Here is a 22,500-nt window from a genome sequence, read left to right as displayed (position 1 = left end):
CTATCGTCGAGGACATGGCGCAGTTCACGAAGGAGACGTCCACCACGGGAGCGTTCGTGCGGCAGCCGAACCGCTTCACCGCGCGGCCGGAACCCGAGCCCGGCCGCTACCGGCTCGTCGTCAGCCTCGCGTGCCCGTGGGCGCACCGCGCGGTCGTCGTGCGCAAGCTGCTGGGCCTGGAGGACGCGATCTCGCTCGCCGTCGTCGACCCGATCCGCGACGACCGCGGCTGGCGCTTCCAGGGCACGGACCCGGTGCTCGGCTACGACTTCCTCAGCCAGGCCTACGAGAAGGCCGACCCCGGCTATGAGGGCCGCGTGACCGTTCCCGCGCTGGTCGACACGACCACCGGCGAGGTCGTCACCAACGACTACCCGCAGCTCACCCTCGACTTCAGCCTCAAGTGGAACCCGGAGAGCACCCTCTACCCCGAGCACCTGCGCGAGGAGATCGACTCCTGGATCGAGCCGATCTTCCACAACGTCAACAACGGCGTCTACAAGGCCGGTTTCGCCACGTCACAGGAGGCCTACGAGGAGGCGTACACCGCCTTGTTCGCCGAGCTGGACCGCATCGAGGACCACCTGGCCACGCACGAGTACCTGGTGGGCGGCCAGCTCACCGAGGCCGACATCCGCCTGTGGACCACGCTCGTGCGGTTCGACGCCGTCTACCACGGCCACTTCAAGTGCAACCGGACCAAGCTGACCGAGATGCCGAACCTGTGGGCGTACGCGAAGCGCCTCTACGCGCAGTTCGGGGACACGGTCGACTGGGACCACATCAAGCGCCACTACTACGTGACGCACCACGAGATCAACCCGACCAGCATCGTGCCGGCGGGCCCAGACCCGTCGGTCTGGACCCGCTGACCCTGCTCGGCTTGCTGTCACGCGGGGGCCCCGCGTTCCCCGGAAGGGAACGCGGGGCCCCCGCGTGCCTCAAAGGGAACGTAGGACTCCCGCGTGACTTCCGCTCAGTGGAAGGTGTGCTCGGGGCCGGGGAACTGGTGCCCGCGCACCTCGTTCGCGAACTCGGTCGCCGCGCCCAGCATGACGTTGCCGATGTCGGCGTAGCGCTTCACGAACCGGGGCGCCTTCCCGCGGTTCAGGCCCATCATGTCCTGCCAGACGAGCACCTGGGCGTCGGTGTCCGGACCGGCACCGATGCCCACGGTCGGGATGACCAGGTCGTGCGTGATCTGCTTCGCGACCTCGGCGGTCACCATCTCCAGCACGACCGCGAACGCGCCGGCCTCCTGGACGGCGGCGGCGTCGTGCAGCACCACGTCGTGGTTCTCGTGGCGGCCCTGCACCCGGTACCCGCCGAGCTGGTGCTCGGACTGCGGGGTGAAACCGATGTGCGCCATGACCGGGATGCCCGCGGCGGTGATCGCGCGGATGTGCGGCGCGAAGTAGGCGCCACCCTCCAGCTTGACCGCGTGCGCCTGGCCTTCCTTCATGAACCGCACCGCGGTGGCCACGGCCTGCTCCACCGACACCTGGTAGGAGCCGAACGGCAGGTCGGCGACCACGAGGGAGCGCTTGACCGACCGCGTCACCGCCCGCACCAGCGGGATCAGCTCGTCCACCGTGACCGGCAGCGAGGTGTCGTTGCCGAAGACCGTGTTCGACGCGGAGTCGCCGACCAGCAGAACGGGGATGCCCGCCTCGTCGAAGATCTGGGCGGTGAACGTGTCGTACGCGGTGAGCATGGGCCACGGCTCGCCGCGGTCCTTCATCTCACGCAGGTGGTGGACCCGCACGCGCTTCGCGGGAGCCTTCTGGGGAGCGGCTCCGGAGCCGTAGGGCGCGGAAACTTCGGCATTGGTCATCGTCGACCGTTCCTTTCCTCGAGGCCCGCCGCAGCGAGTCCCCGGGCGCTTGGTGCACGGTTGCCGACCCCCAGGGTGGCACCGCCGACCGGAAACCGGTTGCAGATGCGGCTACCGTCACACGGGTGGCAGCCCGAATCACAGAACTGGTGCTCGACTGCACCGATCCGGAACGACTCGCGGCCTTCTGGTGCGAGGTCCTCGGCTACGAGGTGGTCGACCGCGAGGACGTCCTCGTCGAGATCGCCCCACCGGACCGCCGCACCACCCTGCTGTTCCTGAAGAACCCGGACCGCAAGCTGCAGAAGCTGCGCCTGCACATCGACGTCCGGGCCACCGACCGGGAGCAGGACGAGGAGCTGGCGCGCCTGCTGGAGCTCGGCGCCACGCGCATCGACATCGGCCAGGGCGAGGACGTCAGCTGGTACACCCTCGCCGACCCGGAGGGCAACGAGTTCTGCCTGCTCAGCGGCCGGGCAGAGCCCTGAGCACGGTCCGGATCGCCATGACCACGGCGTCCGGCCGGTCCATCTGAACCATGTGCCGACTGCCGGGCACCGGCACGTTGCGCCCCCACGGCACGAGGGAGGCCAGCGACCGGTGTTCCGGCCATATCTTCCGACCGGCCGTGAGCACGAGGAACGGCACCTCCGGGAACGCACAGCGGGTCCGCAGCCGTTCCAGCGTCGCCACCTGACCGGGGTAGGACGCCAGCTCGGCCAGTGTGGCGCGTCCCACATCGGCCCGCCGGTAGACCAGCTCGACCAGGTCCCGCGGTGCCGGGTCGGTCGCGCCCAGCGTGGACAGCGCGGTCAGCCAGTTCCGGAAGGAGTGCCCGTACCTGCGCGTGAGGCGGGCTCCCAGCCAACGGCTGCCGAACGCGCGCAACACCTGCGCCACTACCGCCGACACGTCGAACGGCGCCCCCGCGCCCGGCATCTCCGTGTCCGGGTCGAGCAGCACGACCCCCAGCACCCGGTGCGGCCGCAGCCGCGCATAGGCCTCGACGTGCATCGATGCCATCGAGTGCCCCACCAGCACCGCCTGCGGGACACCGCGCAGCACCGCGTCCAGCACCGCCACCTCCCGCGCCAGCGACGGCCCGCGCCGCGCCGGACCGGACATGCCCAGACCGGGCCGGTCGAACACCACCACCCGCGCCAGCGGTTCGAGCATCCGCACGGTCCGGTCCCAGTCGAACCACGCCCCGCCCAGCCCCGAGCTCAGCACCACGACCGGCCGGTCAACACGCCCGGAGACCGCCACGTGCACCCGGCCCGCCGAAGAGGGGATCATGGCCGTCATCGGCTGACCTCGGGAGATGATGTGGGACCGGCGTGGCAGTGGAAGGTCGCTGGCTGGATCGCGACGATCGTGCAGCTGGCCGGGGTGATGTCGCTGCTGCGGGTGGTCCTGCCGGAGGACAGCTGGTTCACCGACCTCGCCGACGGCGTCGGGTACTTCACGGGCCTGCCCATCGACGGCAACCTCTTCATCGCGCTCGTGTTCTTCGTGCTGGGCGCGGCGCTGCGCAGGCGCAAGCGGGCCGCCCTGTGGGCCCTGCTGCTGTTCCAGGCGCTGGGCCTGCTCGCGGTCGCGTTCACCATGGTCATCCTGGCCGTCGCACCTGAAGAAGTGCTGGACGGCGACGACGAGTCGAGCTACTGGGCGTTCCTCGGCGTCGGGCTCGCGACCTCGGTGCTGTTCGTGGCGGCGCTGTGGGCGGTGCGGGCGGCGTTCCCGGCCCGGCTGGCGCGCGGTGCGTGGCGGCAGGCGCTGGCGTCGTTCGTGCTGGGCATGATCGCCCTGGTGCTGGCCGGCTGGGGCCTCACCGAGCTGTTCCCCGGCAAGCTGGTGGAGCACGCCGACAAGCTCGCGTGGGCGGCGAACCAGGCCACCGGTGAGGTCGTCCGGCTGGGCCGGCTCGACATCCCCGAGGGACCGCAGTGGCTGAGCGTCGTGCTGGGACTGGGCGGCACGCTGGTCGCGAGCCGCGCCCTGTACGTGTTCTTCCGCGGCGTCCGCACCCAGAGCATGATCACGTCCGAGCAGGAGCTGGACGTGCGCCGCCTGCTCGCCTCCGACGGCGAACCCGACTCGCTCGGCTACTTCGCGACCCGGCGCGACAAGAGCGTCGTGTTCGCGGCCTCGGGGCGCGCCGCGCTGACCTACCGGGTGATCGGCGGCGTGACGCTGGCCAGCGCGGACCCGGTCGGTGACGAGGAGGCGTGGCCGGAGGCCGTGCTCGCGTGGCTCGCGGAGGCGCGCACCTACGGCTGGACCGCCGGTGTCCTGGGCGCCTCCGAACGCGGCGCGCAGGTCTACACCGACGCGGGCCTCAAGGCGCTGGAGATCGGTGACGAGGCGATCCTCGACGTGCGCGAGTTCAACCTCGCCGGCCCGGAACGCCGCGGGCTGCGCCAGGCCGTGTCCCGCGTGGAACGCGCCGGGTACACCACGCGGGTGCGCCGGCACAGCGAGATCGCACCGGACGAGATGTCGTCCATCCTGGACCTGGCGCAGGCGTGGCGCGGAGCGGAGACCGAGCGCGGTTTCTCGATGGCGCTGGGGCGCCTGGGAGATCCGAGCGACGGCCGGTGCGTGATGGTCGAGGCCTACGACGCCTCGGGTGCGCTGCGCGGGCTGCTGTCGTTCGTGCCGTGGGGCCGCCGGGGCGTGTCGCTCGACCTGATGCGCCGCGACCGGGGAGCCGAGAACGGCCTGAACGAGTACATGGTCGCCCAGCTCGCCGCGGCCGCGGGACACCTCGGCGTGCAGCGGATCTCGCTGAACTTCGCGATGTTCCGCGCGGTGTTCGAGGAGGGCGAGAAGATCGGCGCCGGCCCGGTGCTGCGGGCGTGGCGGCGGGTGCTGTCGCTGGCGTCGCGGTTCTTCCAGCTGGAGTCGCTGTACCGGTCGAACGCCAAGTACCTGCCGGAGTGGGAGCCGCGGTTCCTCTGCTACCAGCGGTCCAGGGCCCTGCCGCGGGTCAGCATCGCCGCCGGCGTGGCCGAGGGGTTCGTGCCGTCGCTGCGGTCGCTGCGCAGGCGCGCGCTGCAGAAGACCGGCGTGAGCTCCGACTTCGCCGCCCGCGTCGCCGAGATCGACGCGCTGAAGGTCGAACCGAAGACCGTGCGCCGCCCCGAACAGGTCAGGGTCCGCATCGCGAAGGTCGAACGCCTGGTCGCCGCCGGCGTCGACCCGTACCCGGTCGGCTTCGCGCGGTCGGACCTCCTCGCGGGCGCACGGGAGCGGTTCGGCGAGGAGGTCTCCGTCACCGGCCGCGTGGTCGCACTGCGGGAGATGGGCGGCCTGTGCTTCGCACGGCTGCGCGACTTCAGCGGCGAGATCCAGCTGATGCTGGAGACCGAGTCGCTCGGCGACGCCCTGCGGTCGTGGAAGTCGGACGTCGACCTGGGCGACCACGTCGGCGTGACCGGCACCGTGATGAAGACCGACAAGGGCGAGATCTCCGTGCGCGCCACCTCGTGGACGCTGACCGCGAAGTGCCTGCACCCGTTGCCGGACAAGCGCAAGGGCCTCGCCGACCCGGAGGCGCGGGTGCGGCAGCGCTACCTCGACCTGGTGGTGAACCCCGACTCGGCGGCCCTGCTGAAGCTGCGCAGCGACGTGATCCGCAGCGTGCGGGAGTTCCTGCACGCGCGCTCGTACCTGGAGGTCGAAACGCCGATGCTGCAGGCGGTGCACGGCGGCGCGAACGCCCGGCCGTTCGTCACCCACATCAACGCCTACGACATGCGGATGTACCTGCGGATCGCCCCCGAGCTGTACCTGAAGCGGCTGTGCGTGGCGGGCGTGGACCGGGTGTTCGAGCTGAACCGCAACTTCCGCAACGAAGGCGCCGACGCCACGCACAACCCCGAGTTCACGATGCTGGAGGCCTACCAGGCCTATGCGGACTACCGCGTGATGCTGGACCTCGTGCGCGCGTTGATCCAGCACGCGGCACGGGAAGCGTTCGGCGCGGAGATCGCCTCACGCCCCGACGGCGACTTCGACCTCTCGGGGGAGTGGCCGGTCATCCCGGTCTACACGGCGGTCTCGTCGGCGCTGGGCACTTCGGTGACGCCCTCGACACCGGTCCCGGAACTCCGCTCGCTGCTCGCCGCACGCGGCGTCGAGGTCAACGAGGACTGGGACCACGGCCAGCTCGTGCAGGAGGCGTACGACTCGTTCGTCGAGGCGACCACGGTCGGACCGACCTTCTACATCGACTTCCCGACCTCGGTGTCTCCGCTGACCCGCCGCCACCGCGACGACCCCCGCCTGGCCGAACGATGGGACCTCGTCGCGTTCGGCGCGGAGATCGGCACCGCCTACTCGGAGCTCACCGACCCGCTCGAACAGCGGCGCCGGCTGGAGGCGCAGTCGCTGAAGGCCGCGTCCGGCGACGTCGAGGCGATGGAGCTGGACGAGGACTTCCTGCGGGCGCTGGAGCACGGCATGCCACCCACGGGCGGGCTCGGGATGGGCGTGGACCGGTTGCTGATGATGCTGACCGGGACGTCGATCCGGCAGACCGTGCTGTTCCCGTTCGTCCGCCCTCAGTGACCCACTCCTGGTCACCTGGGTGATCGACTGTGACACGCGCGACAGTGTGTGCGAAAATCGCACCATGGCTGAAATCCGGGAGTGGAGCCAGGTGGGCGAGCGTGTCCGTGACGCTCGAATCGGCGCCGGTCTCTCCCAGGCCGAGCTGGGCGCGGCGTTGTCGCTCGACCGCACCATGATCGCGAAGATCGAAGCGGGAACGCGCAAGGTCGACGCGCTGGAGCTGACCAGGCTGGCTGCCGCGTTGCAGGTGCCACTGGACCACTTCCTCCACAGCGCGCCGGCGGTGCTGTCCAGGCGTGCCGAGCTGAGCGAGGACACCGCCACCGACGCGGGCCGGCAGGCTCACCGGCTGGAAGCACGCCTGGAATCGTGGGTGCGCGACGTCCAGCAGCTCATCGGACTTGGAACGCTCCCGCCCAGGAACCCCTACCGCTTCCAGGGAGCCGTCGCCACCGAAGAGGACGCGAGGCGGGCGGCGCTGCAGCTCAGGGAGCGCGCGGGCCTCGTCCTCGAGCCGATCCCCACCCTGATGGACCTGTGCGAGCAAGCGGGGCAGTTCGTGCTCGTCACCGACCTGCCGGGTGATGGTGCATCGGTGCTGGTGGACGACGAGCTGGCGGTCGCCGTGGTCAGCAGGTCGGGTGATCCGGGCCGGCGACGCGCCACCGCCGCGCACGAGCTCGGGCACATGGTGCTCGGAGATCCCTATTCGAACGACATCGGCGTGCACGCGTCACTGCGGGAACGGGAAGCGGTGGTCGACGCGTTCGCGGCGGAACTGCTGCTCCCGTCCGAGGTGGTGGCGAAGGCGAACGGCCGCCAAGGCCTCGTCGAGTTGGCGGCTCGGTACCGGACGTCCTGGTCGCTGGCAACGCGCCAGGCCCAGCTGGTCGACTCGTTCGACGCCGCAGAGGCTCGGAGGTGGAAGCACCGCACGCCGACCAAGGCGGAGCTGATGGACGCCGTCGGATGGGCGCCGCAACCCGACCTCGACTCCGTCCGAGTGCCGCGCAGCTACGCGAAGGCGGTGATGGCAGCGTGGAAGCGCGACCTGGTGACGTCGTCCCGCGCGGTCGAGCTCATGCACGGCCAGCTCGTCGAGAGCGACCTGCCTGTCGCGCCTGACGACGAAGTCGCACCGTGAAGGCCGACAAGCCGCTGGTCCTGGACACCATGTGCTTGTCGCACTTCGCTTTGATCGAACGGCTCGACGTGCTCGGAGAGCTGCTCGGCAACAGGGAGTGCTGGACCACCGCGGTGGTGAAGGAGGAGATCTCCCGCGGCGTCGGGCAGCACCCGCTGCTGCGCAACGCTCTGGACCTGCCGTGGTTGCACGTCAAGGCGCTGGACGAACTCTCCGAGATCCAGCTCTTCGTCAAGTGGTCGAGGGCGATCGGCACGTCGGACCGCGACCACGGCGAGGCGAGCGTGTTCGCGGCGAGCGAGGTCCTCGACGGTGTCGCTCTCACCGACGACCGGCAAGCCACGAAGGTGGCGCGCGCACGGGGACTGGAAGTGCACGGCACCATCTGGCTGCTCGCCCAGCTGTGCCGGGACGGCAAGCTTCCCGAGGCCGGCGCGGGCAACCTCATCGACATGCTGCGGGACAGCAACATGAGGTTGCCTTGCACAGGCGCGGGGTTCAGCGCATACGCGAGGAGTTACGGGCTGCTGTGAGTGGTCGTCCTCAGTGATCCAGGTACGCCAGCACGGCCTGCACGCGTCGGTCACCCGCACCGTCCTCGGTGTTGAGGCCGAGCTTGAGGAAGATGTTGCCGATGTGCTTGTGCACGGCCCCCGGGCTGACGACGAGCCGTTCGCCGATGGCCGCGTTCGACAACCCCTCCGCCATCAGGCCGAGGACCTCGCGTTCGCGCGGTGACAGCCCGCTGAGCGCGTCGTCGGACTTGCGGCGCACCAGCAGCTGCGACACGACCTCGGGGTCCAGCGCCGTGCCGCCGTTCGCGACGCGGTGCAGCGACTCGAGGAAGTCCGCGACCCGGCCCACGCGTTCCTTGAGCAGGTAGCCGACGCCGCCGGAGGTGCCGGCCAGCAGTTCGTGGGCGTAGCTCTGCTCCACCCACGCGCTGAGGACCAGCACGGCGAGCTTCGGGTGCCGTGTGCGCGCCTCGACCGCGGCCCTGAGTCCCTCGTCGGTGAACGTCGGCGGCATGCGCACGTCGACCACGGCGATGTCCGGCTCGTGCTCGGCGACGGCGACCAGGAAGTCGTCCGGGTTGTCCGTCGCCGCGGCCACGTCGAGGCCCTCGTTGCGCAGCAGCAACGTCAACCCCTCGCGGAGCAACGCGTCGTCTTCGGCGATCACGATGCGCATGTGGTCACTTCCCGGTCGGCAACTCGACGGTGAGAACCGTAGGGCCTCCCTCGGGACTGCTCATCGTCGCGGTCCCGTCCAGCGCCTCGACCCGCCCCCGGATGCCGTCCAGGCCGGTGCCCTTCTTCTCGTCAGCACCTCCCTTGCCGTCGTCGTGCACCACGACCGTGAGCCGCTCGCCGTTCATCCCGAGGCTGACCCACGCGTGGTTCGCGCCGCTGTGCTTGGCCACGTTGGTCAGCGCCTCGGCCACCGCGAAGTACGCCGCCGCCTCGACCGCCGCCGGCAACCGCCCGAGGTGGTCGGCCTGCAACAGGCACGGCACCGGGCACCGCGCCGCCAGCGCCTGGATCGCCCCGTCGAGCCCCAGGTCCTCCAGCACCGGCGGGTGGATGCTGCGCACGACGTTGCGCAGCTCCTCCAGGGCGTCGCCGGCCGCGTCCTGGGCCCGCAGCAACGCCTGCAGCGCGTTCTGCGGGTTCTGGTGCAGCGTCCGCTCCGCGATCCCCAGCATCATCACCACGCCGACCAGCTTGTTCTGCGTGCCGTCGTGCAGGTTCCGCTCGATCCGCCGCAACTCGGCCCCGTGCGCCTGCAACGCCGCGGCCCGCGTCGCGACCACCTCGGCCAGCCGCTTCTCCAACGTCGCCCGCGGCGGCGCCAGCAACACCCGCGCCCACCGCGCGTCCACCTCGGCGAGCCGCGGCAACTGCGTCAGCGCCAGCGCGAGCACGAGCCCGATCGGGATGCTCAGCAGCGCCTTGCCCCACGAGTCGATCCGCATGCCGAACGAGTTCTCCATCGGCACCACCGACCACAGCGCCACCGCGAGCGGCTGCTGCACCAACGACCCGGGAACCCCGATCGCCAGGGACCCGAACAACGTGCCGAACATCGCGTGCAGCACCAGCCACAACCCGTCCCGCCGGCTCGCCGGGTCTGCCAGCACCCGCTGCGCCCGGTGCAGCCACGGCCCGTCGAGCGGTTCCGACGCGGGCACCTCCACCCCGGTGAACCGGGCCAGCCGCCGCCGGTCGAAGTCCACGATCCGGCGGATGTACGGCGCGGTCACCGGCAACAACGGCAGCACCACCACCGACAGCAGCAGCACGCCGATCGCGAGCCACGCGGCGATCGCCGTCAGCAACCCGGTCGCCAGGTAGACCACCGCTGCCCAGATCCGTTTCATGTGGCCAAACGTAGCCACCCGGACCCGTCGGTCGCGGTAGAGCAGGCTCCACTCCCCGGTTTCCACCCTCCTGCCCGGGTTCTCGGCCGCACCGCTCGCCACCCCCGCGCCCCTTCCTCCTTCGGCGGGGGTCGGAGGAGGGAGATCCGGACATGAGACAGACGCGGTCAGGCGTGGATCAGGACAAGGATCACTCGGGTGGGTGACGAAGTGGACTGTCCGTCGAGGTCAGGAGGGCGAGCACAGCCTGGCCAACCCTGCCCAACCCGGCCCTCAGCCCTCCCGCCACCCGTTCGTGATCGGCAACCGCCGATCCCGCCCGAATGCCTTGTTCGAGATCTTCGTGCCCGGCGGGTACTGCCGCCGCTTGTACTCCGCCCGGTCCACCATCCGCAGCACCCGGTCGACCAGCTCCGGCTCGAACCCGGCGGCCAGCAGGTCGTCGTACCCGCGGTCGCCCTCGACGTAGTCGTCCAGTAGGTCGTCCAGCACCGCGTAGTCCGGCAGCGAGTCCGAGTCGACCTGACCCGGCCGCAGCTCGGCCGAGGGCGGCTTGGAGATCGAGTTCTCCGGGATGGGCGGGGTCTCGCCGCGCTTCTCGGCTTCGGCGTTGCGCCACCGCGCCAGGTCCCAGACCAGGGTCTTCAGCACGTCCTTGATCGGCGCGTAACCACCGACCGCGTCGCCGTAGATGGTCGAGTAGCCGACCGCGAGCTCGGACTTGTTGCCGGTCGCCAGCACCAGGTGCCCGTGCTGGTTCGACAACGCCATCAGCAGCATGCCGCGGCAACGCGCCTGGATGTTCTCCTCGGCGAGACCCGTCAGCCCCAGCTGCGACACGTACACGGACACCATCTCGCCAATGGGTTCCGTGGTGAAGTGCAGGCCCGTGCGCGCCGCCATCTCCGAAGCGTCCGAACGGGAGTGTTCCGATGAGTACGACGACGGCATCGAGACGCCGTACACGGAGTCGGCGCCGAGGGCGTCCACGGCCAGTGCGGCCACCACGGCAGAGTCGATGCCACCGGACAGACCGAGTACAACGGAGCGGAAGCCGTTCTTGTGCACGTAGTCGCGCAGGCCGGTCACGAGCGCGTGCCACACCTCGGCCTCATCGGACAGTGGCTCGAACACGCGCGGTGCGGGCAGCGGTTCGTAAGGAGCGACGGCGTCCGAGATGAACACCCGGCGCACGTAGAAGTCACCGATCTGACCCTGCTCGTAAGACGCCGAAGAAGGCACGTCGAAGTCCACGAGCATCAGGTGCTCGACGAACTGCGGTGCCCGTCCGATCAGCTGGCCGTCCGCGCCGACGACCATCGAGTCGCCGTCGAACACCAGCTCGTCCTGGCCGCCGACGAGGTTGCAGTACGCGAGCGGTGCGCCCGCCTCGGCCGCGCGGCGGACCACCAGGGGCAGCCGGGCGTCGTCCTTCTTGCGCTCGTACGGGGAGGCGTTGGGGGAGACGACCAGGTCCACGCCGGCGTCGCCCAGCGCGGTGATCGGGCCGCCGTCCTGCCACAGGTCCTCGCAGATCACCATGCCGACCTCGACGCCGTTGACGCGCACGACGTCGAGCGACGAGCCGGGCTTGAAGTAGCGGCGCTCGTCGAACACGCCGTAGTTGGGCAGGTGGTGCTTCGACTGCCGCGCCACGACCCGGCCCTCGTGCAGCACCCCCACCGCGTTGCGCGGGCCGACGGAGTCGTGTTCCAGGTAGCCGACGACCGCGGTCACGGAACCGAGTCCGGCGTCGTCCAGCGACACCGCCAGCGCCTCCAGCGCCTCCGCGGACGCCCGTGCGAACGAGGTGCGGATCGCCAGGTCCTCGACCGGGTAGCCGGTCAGGACCATCTCGGGGAACACCACCAGGTGGGCGCCGCCCTCGCGGGCCTTGCGCGTCCACTCCACAACCAGCGCGGCATTGCCGGAAAGGTCGCCCACAGTGGCGTTGACCTGGGCGAGCGCGATGCGAAGCTGCGGCATGCCCTCATCATCTCCCATACCATCGGACTGTGGTCCGTCTCTTGAGCGTGTTGCTCGTCATTCCCCTTCTGGCCTCCTGCACCTCGATCCTCGAAGGGACCGCCAAGCCCGGCGTGACCTTCGAGAAGCCCGGTCCGGCCGGCACCGTCCCGCCGGGACTGGAGAAGTACTACGGCCAGCAGCTCGCCTGGCAGGACTGCGCGCCGTTCGCCACGACCGGCACCAGCCGGCAGGCCTACGGCTCCAAGCGCGACGTCGAGTGCACCCGGCTGCAGGTCCCGCTCGACTACGCCAAGCCCGAGGGCGACACGATCACCATCGGCGTCCTGCGCTACCGGGCCACCGGTCAGAAGATCGGGTCGCTGCTGACCAACCCCGGCGGGCCGGGCGCGTCCGGCATGGCGTCGGCCGCGGGCATGGTGGGTGACTACCGCAAGACCGAGCTCGCGAAACGGTTCGACCTGATCGGGTTCGACCCGCGGGGCATCGGGGCGAGCGAGCCGGCGGTCCGCTGCCTGTCCAACGCCGAGCGCGACGCGGAGCGGCTCGACCTCGACACGGACACTTCTGCGGCCGGAATCGCCCAAACGGAGCAGGAGAACAGGACGTATGCCGAGAAGTGTGCGGCCGGGACGAAATTCGGGGCGGCAATGCTCGCCAACATGGGCACGCGGGACGTAGTTAAGGACATGGATGTCCTTCGCTCTGCGCTCGGCGACGCGAAGCTGAGCTACGTCGGCTACTCGTACGGCACCCGCATCGGTACCGAGTACGCCGAGACCTTCCCCCAGAACGTGCGCGCCCTCGTCCTCGACGGTGCCGTCGACCCGACCCAGGACCAGCTCCAGTCGCTGGTCGCGCAGGGTGCCGGCTTCCAGAAGGCGTTCGACGAGTTCGTCAAGTGGTGCCGGACGGAGGACAACTGTCCCCTGGCCGGGGACGCCAACACGAGCTTTCGCCAGCTCACGACCCCGTTGATCCAGAAACCGGTCGACGTGGGCAGCCGCAAGCTGTCCTACAACGACGCCGTCACCGCGACCATCCAGGCGTTGTACTCCGAGCAGCTGTGGCCGCTGCTGCTGCAGGGGCTCAACGAGCTGAAGAACGGCAAGGGCACGATGCTGCTGCGCCTCGCCGACGCGTACTTCGACCGCGACGACCAGGGCAGCTACTCGACCATCACGGACGCGTTCAGCGCCGTTCACTGCGTCGACGACCAGCGCCTGACCGACAAGAACGCCCTGCTGGAGACCGCCAGGCAGTACAAGGCCGCGGCGCCGTTCCTCGACGACGGCAACCCGCCGGGCGCAGCGCTCGACTCGTGCGCGTTCTGGCCGGCCCCGGTGACCGCGCGCACCGGCCCGCCCACGGCCGACGGCATCCCGCCGCTGCTGGTCATCTCCACGACCGGTGACCCCGCCACGCCGTACGAGGCCGGCGTGAACCTGGCCAAGGCGCTCAACTCGCGGCTGCTCACCTACGAAGGCGTCCAGCACACCGTGTTCCTGCAGGGCCAGTCGTGCGTCGACGCGGCCGGCGTGAAGTACCTGGTCGACCTGACCCTGCCCGCCGACGGAACCCGGTGCGCCTCATGACGAAACGGCGGTCCCGCATCACCGCGGCCGTGTTCGCCCTGATAGTCGTGCTGGGCACCTCCACGTCCTACGCGCGCATCGACGGCAGTCCCGTCGCCGCGCGCAAGGGCGTCGAGCGCTTCTACGCGCAGGCGTTGTCGTGGGCCGCGTGCCAGCCGTACGCGACCGATGCGAAGAGCAAGGGCCTGTTCGAGCGCGAAGGCATCCAGTGCGCACGGCTGCAGGTCCCCCTCGACTACGAGAAGCCGGACATCGGGACCATCACCATCGGGCTCTTACGCCGGCCCGCCGCCGAACAGCAGCGGCGGGTCGGGTCGCTCGTGGTGAACCCGGGCGGTCCGGGTGGTTCGGGCATGACGCACGTCGCGAACATGCAGCCGGACAACCCGGTCGGCAAGCGGTTCGACGTGGTCGGCTTCGACCCGCGCGGGGTCGGGGCGAGCCAGCCCCGCGTCCAGTGCCTCACCGACGCGGAACGCGACGCGCAACGCCTGCGCCCCAAGGGCGAGAACGCGAGCCAGACGGAGTCGGAGAACAAGTTCTTCGTCGACCGGTGCACCCAGCGCAGCGGCATCGACCTGCTGCGCAACGTCGGCACCCGTGACGTCGCACGGGACCTGGACGTGCTGCGGGCCGCGCTGGGCGAGAAGAAGCTGACCTACCTCGGTTACTCCTACGGCACGCGCATCGGCACGTTGTACGCCGAGATGTACCCGCGCAACGTGCGCGCGATGGTGCTCGACGGCGCCGTGGAGGTCAGCCCCGACCGGGTGGCCGCGTCGGCACGGCAGGCGCAGGGCTTCGAGGAGTCGTTCCAGCGCTTCGCCGGTTGGTGCGCGCAACGCGACTGTCCCCTGGGGAGGGACACGAACACCGCGGAGTCGAAGTTCCGCCAGCTGATCGAGCCGCTCAAGAAGACCCCGCTGCCGGTCGGCGACCGCAGGCTGTCCCACTCGGACGCGAACACCGCCATCATCCAGGCGATGTACAGCGACCGGCTGTGGGAGACCGCGCTCAAGGGCCTGCAGGAGCTGCGCACCAACCGCGGCACCACCCTGCTGCAGCTCGCCGACCAGTACCTCGGCCGCGCAGCGGACGGCACCTACAGCCGCATCCAGGACGCGTTCGTGGCCATCCGCTGCGTCGACGAACCGCCCATCAAGGACCGCGCCACCCTGGAGTCCAACCGCCGGAAGCTGCTGGAACTGCTCGGCAACGACACGGTCCCCACCGACGAGACGGCGCTCGGCCCGTGCGCGTTCTGGCCGGCACCGCACACCTCGGAACCGCATCCGCCGAACGTCACCGGGCTGCCGCAGGTGCTGGTCATCTCCACGACCGGTGACCCGGCCACGCCGTACCGGTCCGGTGTGGACCTCGCGGCCGCACTGGGCGCGCGGCTGCTGACCTACAACGGCAACCAGCACACGGCGTTCCTGGCCGGTATCGGCTGCGTGGACGGGGTGGCGACGAACTACCTGGCGGAGCTGCGGTTGCCCGAGACCGACCCGGTCTGCTGACGGGCGGGCAGGAACACCGATCCCAGCGCTCCGAGCGCGCAGATCACCGACGTGATCAGGAAGATCTCGTGGTACTCGGTGAGCAGCGCCTCGGTGAGCGCGCGCTGGTACTCGGCGAACCGCCGCTGGAACTCGGCGGGCTCGACCCCGAACGGCAGCGGGGTGTCCAGGTCTGCCGTGAGCTCGCGGAAGCGGTGCAGTCCCCACGCGGACAGTGCCGCCACGCCGACGAGCATGCCCGTCATGCGCGCGACGACGACGAACGCCGACGCCACCCCGTGCCGCACCGGTGGCACGACCCGCAGCACCGCACCGGACAGCGGCGCGATCACCAGGCCCAGCCCGAACCCGGCGACCGCGAGGTCCCGCGTCAGCACCAGCCCGCTCACCTCCGCGGGCCACTGCGCGATGAACACGTACGACACCGATGCGATCGCCAGACCGGCGAACGACACCCACCGGTCACCGACGCGTCCGGCCAGCAGTCCACCCAGGACCGCACCGACCGGCAACGCGACGAGGAACCGCGTCAGCAGGGTCGCTGCGGCGGCGGAGTCACGCCGCAGCACCGTCTGCGCGAACAGCTCCACGTCGACCAGCGTCACCATCAACGCCGCACCGGCCGCCAGCGACACCCCGAGCACCGCCCAGAACGGCCGCCACTGCACACCCTCGGGATCGATGAGCCGCACGGCAGCACGGCGTTCCCACACGAAGAAGCCCGCCAACACCACCACTGCCGCACCGAGCACCGGCCAACCCCACGCGGGCAGCACGGACTCGGCGGGTGCCGGGTTGTAGAGGGCCACGACGAGCAGCGACAACGCCACCGCGAGCAGCACACCGCCCACGACGTCGATCCGAACCGGACGCCGTGTGTCCGGCACGGACCGTTGCACGACCACCATCGCGATGACCGCCAACGGCACGTTCACCCAGAACACCCACCGCCAGCTCTGCGGCTCCCACGCCTCGAACAACGGCATCGCGTTGAACAGCGTGGCCACGCCGATGCCGTAGAGGGTGCCGAGCACCGACCCCAGCTCCTGCGCCGCACCCACGGTCCCGAGCGCGGTCGACCGCTTCCCGGCCTCCCACAGGTCCGCGACCAGCGCCATCGTCACCGGCAGCAGCGCACCACCGGCCAGTCCCTGCACCACGCGGCCCGCCACCAGCACCGGCACGTCCGCGGCCAGTGCCGTCACCACGGACCCCACCAGGAACCCGAGCAGCGACACCTGCAGCACGAACCGCCGCCCCAGCCGGTCCGACAGCTGCCCGAGCAACGGCATGCCCGCCACGTACCCGAGCAGGTACCCGGTGACGATCGGCGTGGCCTGCTCCAGCTGGTTCACCGCGATGCCCAGGTCGCGCACGATGTCCGTGAGCACGCCGACGACGACGTACGCGTCGAGCGCACCGAGGAGCACGGCCGCGCCGGACGCGGCAAGGGCTGCTGTGCGCACGTTACGCGGGCGCCGTCACCGTGACGGGCTTGTTGAAGTCCGTCAGGCCGACGTCGACCTTCTGCCCGCCGGGCAGCTCGAACAGCGCGTTCTTCAGCTTCGAGTCCTGGTCGACGGAGAACGTCGCCTTCACGTCCGACGAGATCCCCGGCACCAGGCCCGCGGCCACGTCCTTCGGCACGGTCGCCTCGACCACCGACACGTCACCGGCCGACTTGGTCTTCGGGTCCTTCGCCGCCGACAGGACCTTCGCCACGCCCTTGTCCGGGTTCAGGATCGCCGACGGGTCGTACACCTGGCCCGCGAACGCCGCGGGCAGCTTCGTGTACCCACCGGTCGGGCCCTTGAAGTGCAGGTTGCCGCCCGTGAGCACGTACTCGACCGACAACAGCTGACCGGCGAAGTTCACCTTCGCGTTGCCCTTCGAGTCACCGGCCGCGGTGAGGTCGCCGTCGGCGTCCTTCACCGGCACGTCCGGGAGCTCCCCGTCCACCTTGATGGAGAAGTGGACGCTCGACACCGAGCGCATCGACTCCGCCGACTTCGAGAGCAAAGTCGCACCATCGGGGAGATCCCCGCCTGAGGTGCAGCTCGTGAGCAGGGCGAGTAAGCAAACCGACAACCAACGGGCGGACATGCGTTGATCGTAGAGTCCCCCCAGGCCTTAGGCTGCGCGTTATGGACCGCCAGCAGGAGTTCGTGCTCCGCACGCTCGAGGAACGCGACATCCGGTTCGTCCGGCTCTGGTTCACCGACGTCCTCGGCTTCTTGAAGTCCGTGGCGGTCGCACCCGCCGAGCTCGAGGGCGCCTTCAGCGAGGGCATCGGCTTCGACGGCTCCGCGATCGAGGGCTTCGCCCGCGTCTACGAGTCGGACATGGTCGCGAAGCCGGACCCCGCCACGTTCCAGGTGCTGCCCTGGCAGACGCCGGAGGGCAACAACTACTCCGCGCGCATGTTCTGCGACATCACCATGCCGGACGGCTCCCCGTCGTGGGCCGACCCGCGGCACGTGCTGCGCAGGACCCTGTCCAGGGCCAGCGAGGCCGGCTTCACCTGCTACGTGCACCCCGAGATCGAGTTCTTCCTGCTCAAGGGCCTTCCCGGCGACGGGAGCGAACCCGAGCCCGCCGACAACGGCGGCTTCTTCGACCAGACCTCGCACGAGACCGCCACGCACTTCCGCCGCCACGCCATCGAGGCGTTGGAGGCCATGGGCATCTCCGTCGAGTTCAGCCACCACGAGGGCGCACCCGGCCAGCAGGAGATCGACCTGCGCTACGCCGACGCACTGACCATGGCCGACAACGTCATGACGTTCCGGTACGTGGTGAAGGAGGTCGCGATCACGCAGGCCGTGCGCGCCTCGTTCATGCCCAAGCCGTTCTCGGACCAGCCCGGTTCGGGGATGCACACGCACTTCTCGCTCTTCGAGGGCGACCGCAACGCGTTCTACGACGAAGAGGACCCGTACCAGCTCTCCGAGATCGGCAAGCAGTTCGTCGCGGGCATCCTCAAGCACGCGCGCGAGATCTCCGGCGTCACGAACCAGTGGGTCAACTCCTACAAGCGCCTGATCGTCGGCGGCGAGGCACCCACGGCGGTCTGCTGGGGCCACGCCAACCGGTCCGCGCTGGTCCGCGTGCCGATGTACTCGCCGGGCAAGTCGTCGTCGCGCCGCGTCGAGGTCCGCACGCTGGACTCCGCCTGCAACCCGTACCTGGCGTACTCGGTGATCCTGGCCGCCGGCCTCAAGGGCATCGAGAAGGGCTACGAGCTGCCGCCGCCCGCCGAGGACGACGTGTGGTCGCTCACCGACCGCGAACGCCGTGCCGCGGGCTACGCGAACCTGCCGCAGAACCTCGGCGAGGCGCTCACCGAGATGGAGAACTCGGAACTGCTCCCCGAAGCGCTCGGCGAGCACGTCTACGACTTCTTCCTGCGCAACAAGAGGACGGAGTGGGACGCGTACCGTCGTAGCGTCACCCCGTACGAGTTGCGCACTCTTCTTCCCGTGCTGTGAGGCCGATACGTTGCTCTCCGTGACAGAGGTACCCGAGTTCCAGCCGACGATCTGCGCGTGCACGGTCGCCACGGCGGCGGAGCTGCCCGCGGTGAAGGTGCTGTCCAGCTCCTTCCTCGCGGAACACCCCGAGGGCCGGTTCGTCGCGCTGATCGTCGACGCCCAGCCCGAGCACGCAGGCCCCGGCCTCATCACACCGCTCGAGATCGGCGTCTCCGAGGTCGAGCTGCACGTGCTGGCCACCGCACGCGACGCCGCCGAGCTGAAGGCCGCCATGCTGCCCCGGCTGCTGGAGGCGCTGCTGACGCAGGGCATGCCGGTGCTCTACCTCGACCCGTGGGTGCAGGTCTTCGGGTCGGTCACGAAGCTCGTGCTGGAGGCGCTGCGCACCGCACCGGTCGTGCTGCTGCCGCGCACCCTGCGACCACTGCCCGACGACGGCCTGCAACCGGGGCCGTGGGAGCTGCACGAGTCGGGCGCCTTCGACCCCGGTTTCATCGCGGTCGGCCCCGGCTCCGAGCCCTACCTCGGCTCGCTGGACATGCCCGCGATCGTGCCGCACCACGTCGTGCGCGACGCACGGGTCGGACTGTCCGTGTGGAACGTCGCCGACCGGCCGTTGCACCGCTCCGAGGCCGGCACCGTCCAGGTCCTCGGCGAGGACCTGCTCACCGTGCACTTCGCGGGCTTCGACCCCCTGCGGCCGTGGATGCTGTCCGCGGAGTTCGTCGAACGGCCGCGCGTGCTGCTGTCCGAACACCCCCTGGTCGCCGACCTGTGCACCGCCTACCGCGCCGAGCTGGTGCGCTGCGGGTGGACCACCGCCCCCGTGCCCTACCGGTTCGGGGCCCTCATCGACGGCACGGTCATCCCGTCCGAGCTGCGCGCCGACTACCGGGCCACCGCACCGACGCCGCTGCCCGCGTTCGGCGAGGACGGCGGCGGCGGGTTCCTCATCTGGGCGTGCGAGCGGACCGAGCAGGGCGGCACCCGCTGGGCGGACGCCGTCTGGCGCGCGGACCCCGCGCTGCAACAGCAGTTCCCCGCACCCTTCGGCGCCGACTTCGAGGACTGGCGCGAGTGGTGCGCCGGTGCCGGCGTCGCCTCCGGGCGGCTGCCCGTGCCCGCCGTGCCCCAGCCGCGGTCAGAAGGCCCGGCGCTGCTGGACCAGCTCGGCGTCTCGATCGTCGGCAACGGCCCGGTGACCGAACGCGTGCTGGCCGCCGCACGGGCGTCCGGGCTGCCCGTGTCCGACTCCGCCGCCTACCCGGTCGTCGTGCGCACCTCCGACGACGTCGAGGTCCCCGACGGGCGGTTCGTCGTCGACATCGCCCTGGACGCCTCCGCGGCCGACGACCGCGTCGGCGTGAACGAGCTGTGGGTGTCGTCCGAGTCGTCACGCGCCGCCGCGGAACGCATCGGCAGCCCGATCGTCCGCGTGGTCCCGGTACCCGTGCACGACGTGGGCGCACGTGACCACGAGGCCGGCTCGGTGGTGGTGTTCGCGGCCATCGCGGACCACGCGCTCGACCGGCCCGGCAACGTCCTCGGCGCCGTGTCGGCGTTCCTCAGCGCGTTCCCCGACCGCACCGACGTGACGCTGCAGGTCGCGGTCTCCGGTGCGTACGACCACCCCGAGGCCGCCGAGCGGCTGCGCCTCGCCACCGCCTCCGACCAGCGGATCGCCCTGGTCGAGGACTTCGACGTGTGCCAGACCGCCGACGTCGTGGTGTCGCTGCACCGCGGCGGCGCCGACGACCGGATCGCACTGCGCCTGGCCGAGCTCGCCGTCCGCGGCATCCCCGTGCTCGCCTCCGACCACGGCGGGGTGGCCGAGCTGTTCGGCAAGACCGCCGTGCTCGTGCCGTGCCACCAGGGCGCAGAACCCGACGTCCAGGCCGCCGCGAAGCTGATGCGGTCACTGGCCGACGACCTCGGCACGGCCGCCGCCCTCGGCCAGGCCGCACGCGACCACGTCCTGTCCGTGCGGTCCGTCGCACGCGTCGGCGAACTGCTGCGCGAGCGCGTCGAGCACTCCTACCGCGGCTGGCGGGCCCGCCGGCCCAAGCCGCGCCCCGAGGTCGACCCGCTGCTCGCACTCCAGTCGGCCAAGCACGCGTTGCTGCGCCAGCCCGACGTGGGATCCGCACACCGAACGCCCATGGCTCCCGCGCTGCGCAAGGTCGTGCTGCGCGCGCTGGACCACTACGACAACCACATGCGCGAGGTGCTCCACACCCTCGTCGACGGCGTCGAACGCACCGTGTCCGAGCTGGTCAACCGGCAGGACGCGCTGCGCACCGGCGTCGGCGCGGGCGAGCTGGAGCTGCTGCGCGCCGAGGTCGAACAGGTCGCCGCCCGCCAGACCCACTTCACCGACCAGCTCGTCGGCGTCGACGACGGCGTGGTCCGCGTCCGCGCCGACATGGCCGGCCAAGGCCGCCGGCTGCGCGAGATCGAGGACGCCGTCGTCGCCGAGGCGGCCAAGCGCGCGAAGACGACCGACGTGCTCGCCGACCGGATCGACAAGCTCACCGTCGCGCTCGACCGCACGCTCGACCGGATCGACACCCTCGAATCGCGCGTCGTCGAGGTGTTCCGCGAACGCGACACCCGCCTCGACGCCGCCGTCCGCGCCGCCCACCAGGCCCAGCAGACCGCCGACGCGCTCCGCCGGGTCGTGGTGCGCCAGCACGAGACCTCCTCCGACGTGCCCGGGGTGCGCAGCTCGCTGGTGCTGTGCGACGCGGGCATGCTGCGGCTGCCCTCCGACGACGCGTTCATGCTGCCGCTGCTGTCGTCCAACGGCGTGTGGGAACCGGACCTCGCCGAGGTGCTCGACTCGCACGTCGAACCGGACGGGATCTTCCTCGACGTCGGCGCGTACGTCGGCTACCACTCCATCAGGGTGCTGTCCCGCCTCGGCCTGATGGGCGCGGTCGTCGCCGTCGAACCCGACAGGGGCGCCGCGGCCCTGCTGCGGCACAACGTCTCCGCGAACCTGCCCGCCGCCGTCGCCGACCGGATGACCGTCATCGAGGGCGCCGCGTGGGAGAGCACGGGCGAGCTCGCCGCCGCGCCGACGCTGACCGGCGGGGTGTCGGTGGCACCGCTGCCGGCCGACGCGGGCGACGACGTCCCGCGGGTCCGCGCGGTCCGGCTCGACAAAGAGCTCGAGGAGATCGCCCTCGCACAGGGCATGAAGCTCTCGGTCGTCCGAGTCGACACGCCCGGTCGTGGTCACCGCGCACTGGCCGGCCTGGTCCGGTTGCTGCGCAGGGACCGCCCGCAGGTGTTCCTCGAGTTCTCCGCCACCGCGACCGCCGACTTCGGTGACGATCCGGTGACGGTCCTCAAGGAGTTCGGCATCTGGGGGTACGAGCTGGTGCCGCTGGCCACCCGCCAGGCCGCCTCTCCCGAGCAGATCGTGCGGGCGATGGAGGGTCTGCGGTCGGTCACGCTGTGGCTGCGACCGCGTCCGATCGGCGCCAAGCCAGCCGCTCCACCGCCGTCCGTGCCCATCAAGCAGCCTGCTGACCAGGCGATTTGACACCGGTGCCCCCGGTGAGTAACTTTCTCCGGGTCGCAAGCGAGACCCCCGGAACGAGCGGTTGACACCGCGGATCGGGCCGGGTAAAGTTTCACGGCGTCAAACCCCCAGAAGTAAATGAACGGCCTACCGTGCTGTCCGGGATCTGAAAATGACCCCGATTTGACACCGGAAAAGCCAGTCGGATAACTTCTGAACCAAGCAAAATTGAATGCGAAGCGAGTTTGCGCCGCACCGAAGAAGCCGAAACGGCCGATTTGACAAAGCGAAAACGAACTGGCTAAGCTTCAAACACAAGCCCCGAGAGAAACTCTCCGGAAACGGAGATGGACCCGGTGAGCGCGTGTTCTTTGAGAACTCAACAGCGTGCCGATAACACAGCCAGTAATATGAATACTCCTCGTCAGGAGTATTCCTTTGAGTAGCTA

At 70.4% G+C, this 22,500-nt stretch carries 16 protein-coding genes; 9 read left to right on the top strand and 7 right to left on the bottom strand.

Annotated elements, in window-relative coordinates; translation table 11 throughout:
• Window positions 1-14 precede the first annotated feature (14 nt).
• Complete coding sequence (locus tag ACZ7CD_RS39425) at window positions 15-872, top strand: glutathione S-transferase family protein (RefSeq protein WP_470380978.1); 858 nt, start codon at window positions 15-17, stop codon at window positions 870-872.
• A 104-nt stretch (window positions 873-976) separates the two neighbouring features.
• Here the strand turns inward: ACZ7CD_RS39425 and panB are convergent, their stop codons facing one another.
• Window positions 977-1,834, bottom strand: coding sequence for a 3-methyl-2-oxobutanoate hydroxymethyltransferase (gene panB / locus ACZ7CD_RS39420; RefSeq protein WP_360386555.1), 858 nt, complete (start codon window positions 1,832-1,834; stop codon window positions 977-979).
• Window positions 1,835-1,959: 125 nt separating this feature from the next.
• On the opposite strand from panB, the gene ACZ7CD_RS39415 reads away from it, so the two are divergent.
• Window positions 1,960-2,322, top strand: coding sequence for a VOC family protein (locus ACZ7CD_RS39415; protein ID WP_458429219.1), 363 nt, complete (start codon window positions 1,960-1,962; stop codon window positions 2,320-2,322).
• Here ACZ7CD_RS39415 and ACZ7CD_RS39410 read toward each other — a convergent pair.
• Window positions 2,300-3,139, bottom strand: a complete 840-nt coding sequence (locus ACZ7CD_RS39410) for an alpha/beta fold hydrolase (RefSeq protein WP_360386560.1) — start codon at window positions 3,137-3,139, stop codon at window positions 2,300-2,302. The genes ACZ7CD_RS39415 and ACZ7CD_RS39410 overlap by 23 nt on opposite strands.
• 21 nt (window positions 3,140-3,160) lie before the next feature.
• Between ACZ7CD_RS39410 and lysX the strand changes: the two genes are divergently transcribed.
• The 3 genes from lysX to ACZ7CD_RS39395 all read left to right on the top strand — a co-directional run bounded on the left by lysX (window position 3,161) and on the right by ACZ7CD_RS39395 (window position 8,086).
• On the top strand, window positions 3,161-6,406 hold the full coding sequence (lysX, locus tag ACZ7CD_RS39405) for a bifunctional lysylphosphatidylglycerol synthetase/lysine--tRNA ligase LysX (RefSeq protein ID WP_470380977.1): 3,246 nt from the start codon (window positions 3,161-3,163) through the stop codon (window positions 6,404-6,406).
• A gap of 64 nt (window positions 6,407-6,470) precedes the next feature.
• Complete coding sequence (locus tag ACZ7CD_RS39400) at window positions 6,471-7,553, top strand: helix-turn-helix domain-containing protein (protein WP_470380976.1); 1,083 nt, start codon at window positions 6,471-6,473, stop codon at window positions 7,551-7,553.
• Entirely contained in the window at window positions 7,550-8,086 is a 537-nt protein-coding gene (locus ACZ7CD_RS39395) for a PIN domain-containing protein (RefSeq protein ID WP_470380975.1), read from the top strand. Before ACZ7CD_RS39400 ends, ACZ7CD_RS39395 begins: the two co-directional genes overlap by 4 nt.
• A 10-nt stretch (window positions 8,087-8,096) precedes the next feature.
• Here the strand turns inward: ACZ7CD_RS39395 and ACZ7CD_RS39390 are convergent, their stop codons facing one another.
• The 3 genes from ACZ7CD_RS39390 to ACZ7CD_RS39380 all read right to left on the bottom strand — a co-directional run bounded on the left by ACZ7CD_RS39390 (window position 8,097) and on the right by ACZ7CD_RS39380 (window position 11,919).
• Window positions 8,097-8,744, bottom strand: a complete 648-nt coding sequence (locus ACZ7CD_RS39390) for a response regulator (protein WP_470380974.1) — start codon at window positions 8,742-8,744, stop codon at window positions 8,097-8,099.
• A gap of 4 nt (window positions 8,745-8,748) precedes the next feature.
• Window positions 8,749-9,933: a sensor histidine kinase gene (locus ACZ7CD_RS39385; protein ID WP_360386573.1), complete on the bottom strand. Its 1,185-nt coding sequence runs from the start codon at window positions 9,931-9,933 to the stop codon at window positions 8,749-8,751.
• 273 nt (window positions 9,934-10,206) lie between these two features.
• The gene (locus ACZ7CD_RS39380; protein ID WP_360386576.1) at window positions 10,207-11,919 is read right to left on the bottom strand and encodes an NAD+ synthase; all 1,713 of its coding nucleotides are present in this window, start codon (window positions 11,917-11,919) and stop codon (window positions 10,207-10,209) included.
• A gap of 29 nt (window positions 11,920-11,948) precedes the next feature.
• Between ACZ7CD_RS39380 and ACZ7CD_RS39375 the strand changes: the two genes are divergently transcribed.
• Both ACZ7CD_RS39375 and ACZ7CD_RS39370 read left to right on the top strand, forming a co-directional pair.
• The gene (locus ACZ7CD_RS39375; RefSeq protein WP_360386578.1) at window positions 11,949-13,514 is read left to right on the top strand and encodes an alpha/beta hydrolase; all 1,566 of its coding nucleotides are present in this window, start codon (window positions 11,949-11,951) and stop codon (window positions 13,512-13,514) included.
• A complete protein-coding gene (locus ACZ7CD_RS39370; protein WP_360386581.1) occupies window positions 13,511-15,034 on the top strand; it encodes an alpha/beta fold hydrolase in 1,524 nt (507 codons plus the stop codon). Before ACZ7CD_RS39375 ends, ACZ7CD_RS39370 begins: the two co-directional genes overlap by 4 nt.
• Here the strand turns inward: ACZ7CD_RS39370 and ACZ7CD_RS39365 are convergent.
• Entirely contained in the window at window positions 14,989-16,500 is a 1,512-nt protein-coding gene (locus ACZ7CD_RS39365) for an MFS transporter (protein ID WP_470380973.1), read from the bottom strand. The two genes, ACZ7CD_RS39370 and ACZ7CD_RS39365, sit on opposite strands and share 46 nt — an antisense overlap.
• A 1-nt stretch (window position 16,501) precedes the next feature.
• Complete coding sequence (locus tag ACZ7CD_RS39360; protein WP_470380972.1) at window positions 16,502-17,053, bottom strand: LppX_LprAFG lipoprotein; 552 nt, start codon at window positions 17,051-17,053, stop codon at window positions 16,502-16,504.
• A 125-nt stretch (window positions 17,054-17,178) separates the two neighbouring features.
• Between ACZ7CD_RS39360 and glnA the strand changes: the two genes are divergently transcribed.
• Entirely contained in the window at window positions 17,179-18,522 is a 1,344-nt protein-coding gene (gene glnA, locus ACZ7CD_RS39355) for a type I glutamate--ammonia ligase (protein WP_360386587.1), read from the top strand.
• 19 nt (window positions 18,523-18,541) lie between these two features.
• The gene (locus tag ACZ7CD_RS39350; RefSeq protein WP_470380971.1) at window positions 18,542-22,072 is read left to right on the top strand and encodes an FkbM family methyltransferase; all 3,531 of its coding nucleotides are present in this window, start codon (window positions 18,542-18,544) and stop codon (window positions 22,070-22,072) included.
• Window positions 22,073-22,500 lie beyond the last annotated feature (428 nt).

The organism is Lentzea sp. NPDC036949 (genome assembly GCF_055608075.1).
The sequence above is the reverse complement of the archived record's forward strand: the minus strand, read 5'-3'. Positions and strand labels throughout refer to the sequence as shown.

Coding starts and splice junctions, on each gene's coding strand:
- panB (WP_360386555.1), bottom strand. CDS start 1,834: ATGACCAATGCCGAAGTTTCCGCGCCCTACGGCTCCGGAGCCGCTCCC.
- ACZ7CD_RS39400 (WP_470380976.1), top strand. CDS start 6,471: ATGGCTGAAATCCGGGAGTGGAGCCAGGTGGGCGAGCGTGTCCGTGAC.
- ACZ7CD_RS39380 (WP_360386576.1), bottom strand. CDS start 11,919: ATGCCGCAGCTTCGCATCGCGCTCGCCCAGGTCAACGCCACTGTGGGC.
- ACZ7CD_RS39410 (WP_360386560.1), bottom strand. CDS start 3,139: ATGACGGCCATGATCCCCTCTTCGGCGGGCCGGGTGCACGTGGCGGTC.
- ACZ7CD_RS39370 (WP_360386581.1), top strand. CDS start 13,511: ATGACGAAACGGCGGTCCCGCATCACCGCGGCCGTGTTCGCCCTGATA.
- glnA (WP_360386587.1), top strand. CDS start 17,179: ATGGACCGCCAGCAGGAGTTCGTGCTCCGCACGCTCGAGGAACGCGAC.
- ACZ7CD_RS39425 (WP_470380978.1), top strand. CDS start 15: ATGGCGCAGTTCACGAAGGAGACGTCCACCACGGGAGCGTTCGTGCGG.
- ACZ7CD_RS39385 (WP_360386573.1), bottom strand. CDS start 9,933: ATGAAACGGATCTGGGCAGCGGTGGTCTACCTGGCGACCGGGTTGCTG.
- ACZ7CD_RS39390 (WP_470380974.1), bottom strand. CDS start 8,744: ATGCGCATCGTGATCGCCGAAGACGACGCGTTGCTCCGCGAGGGGTTG.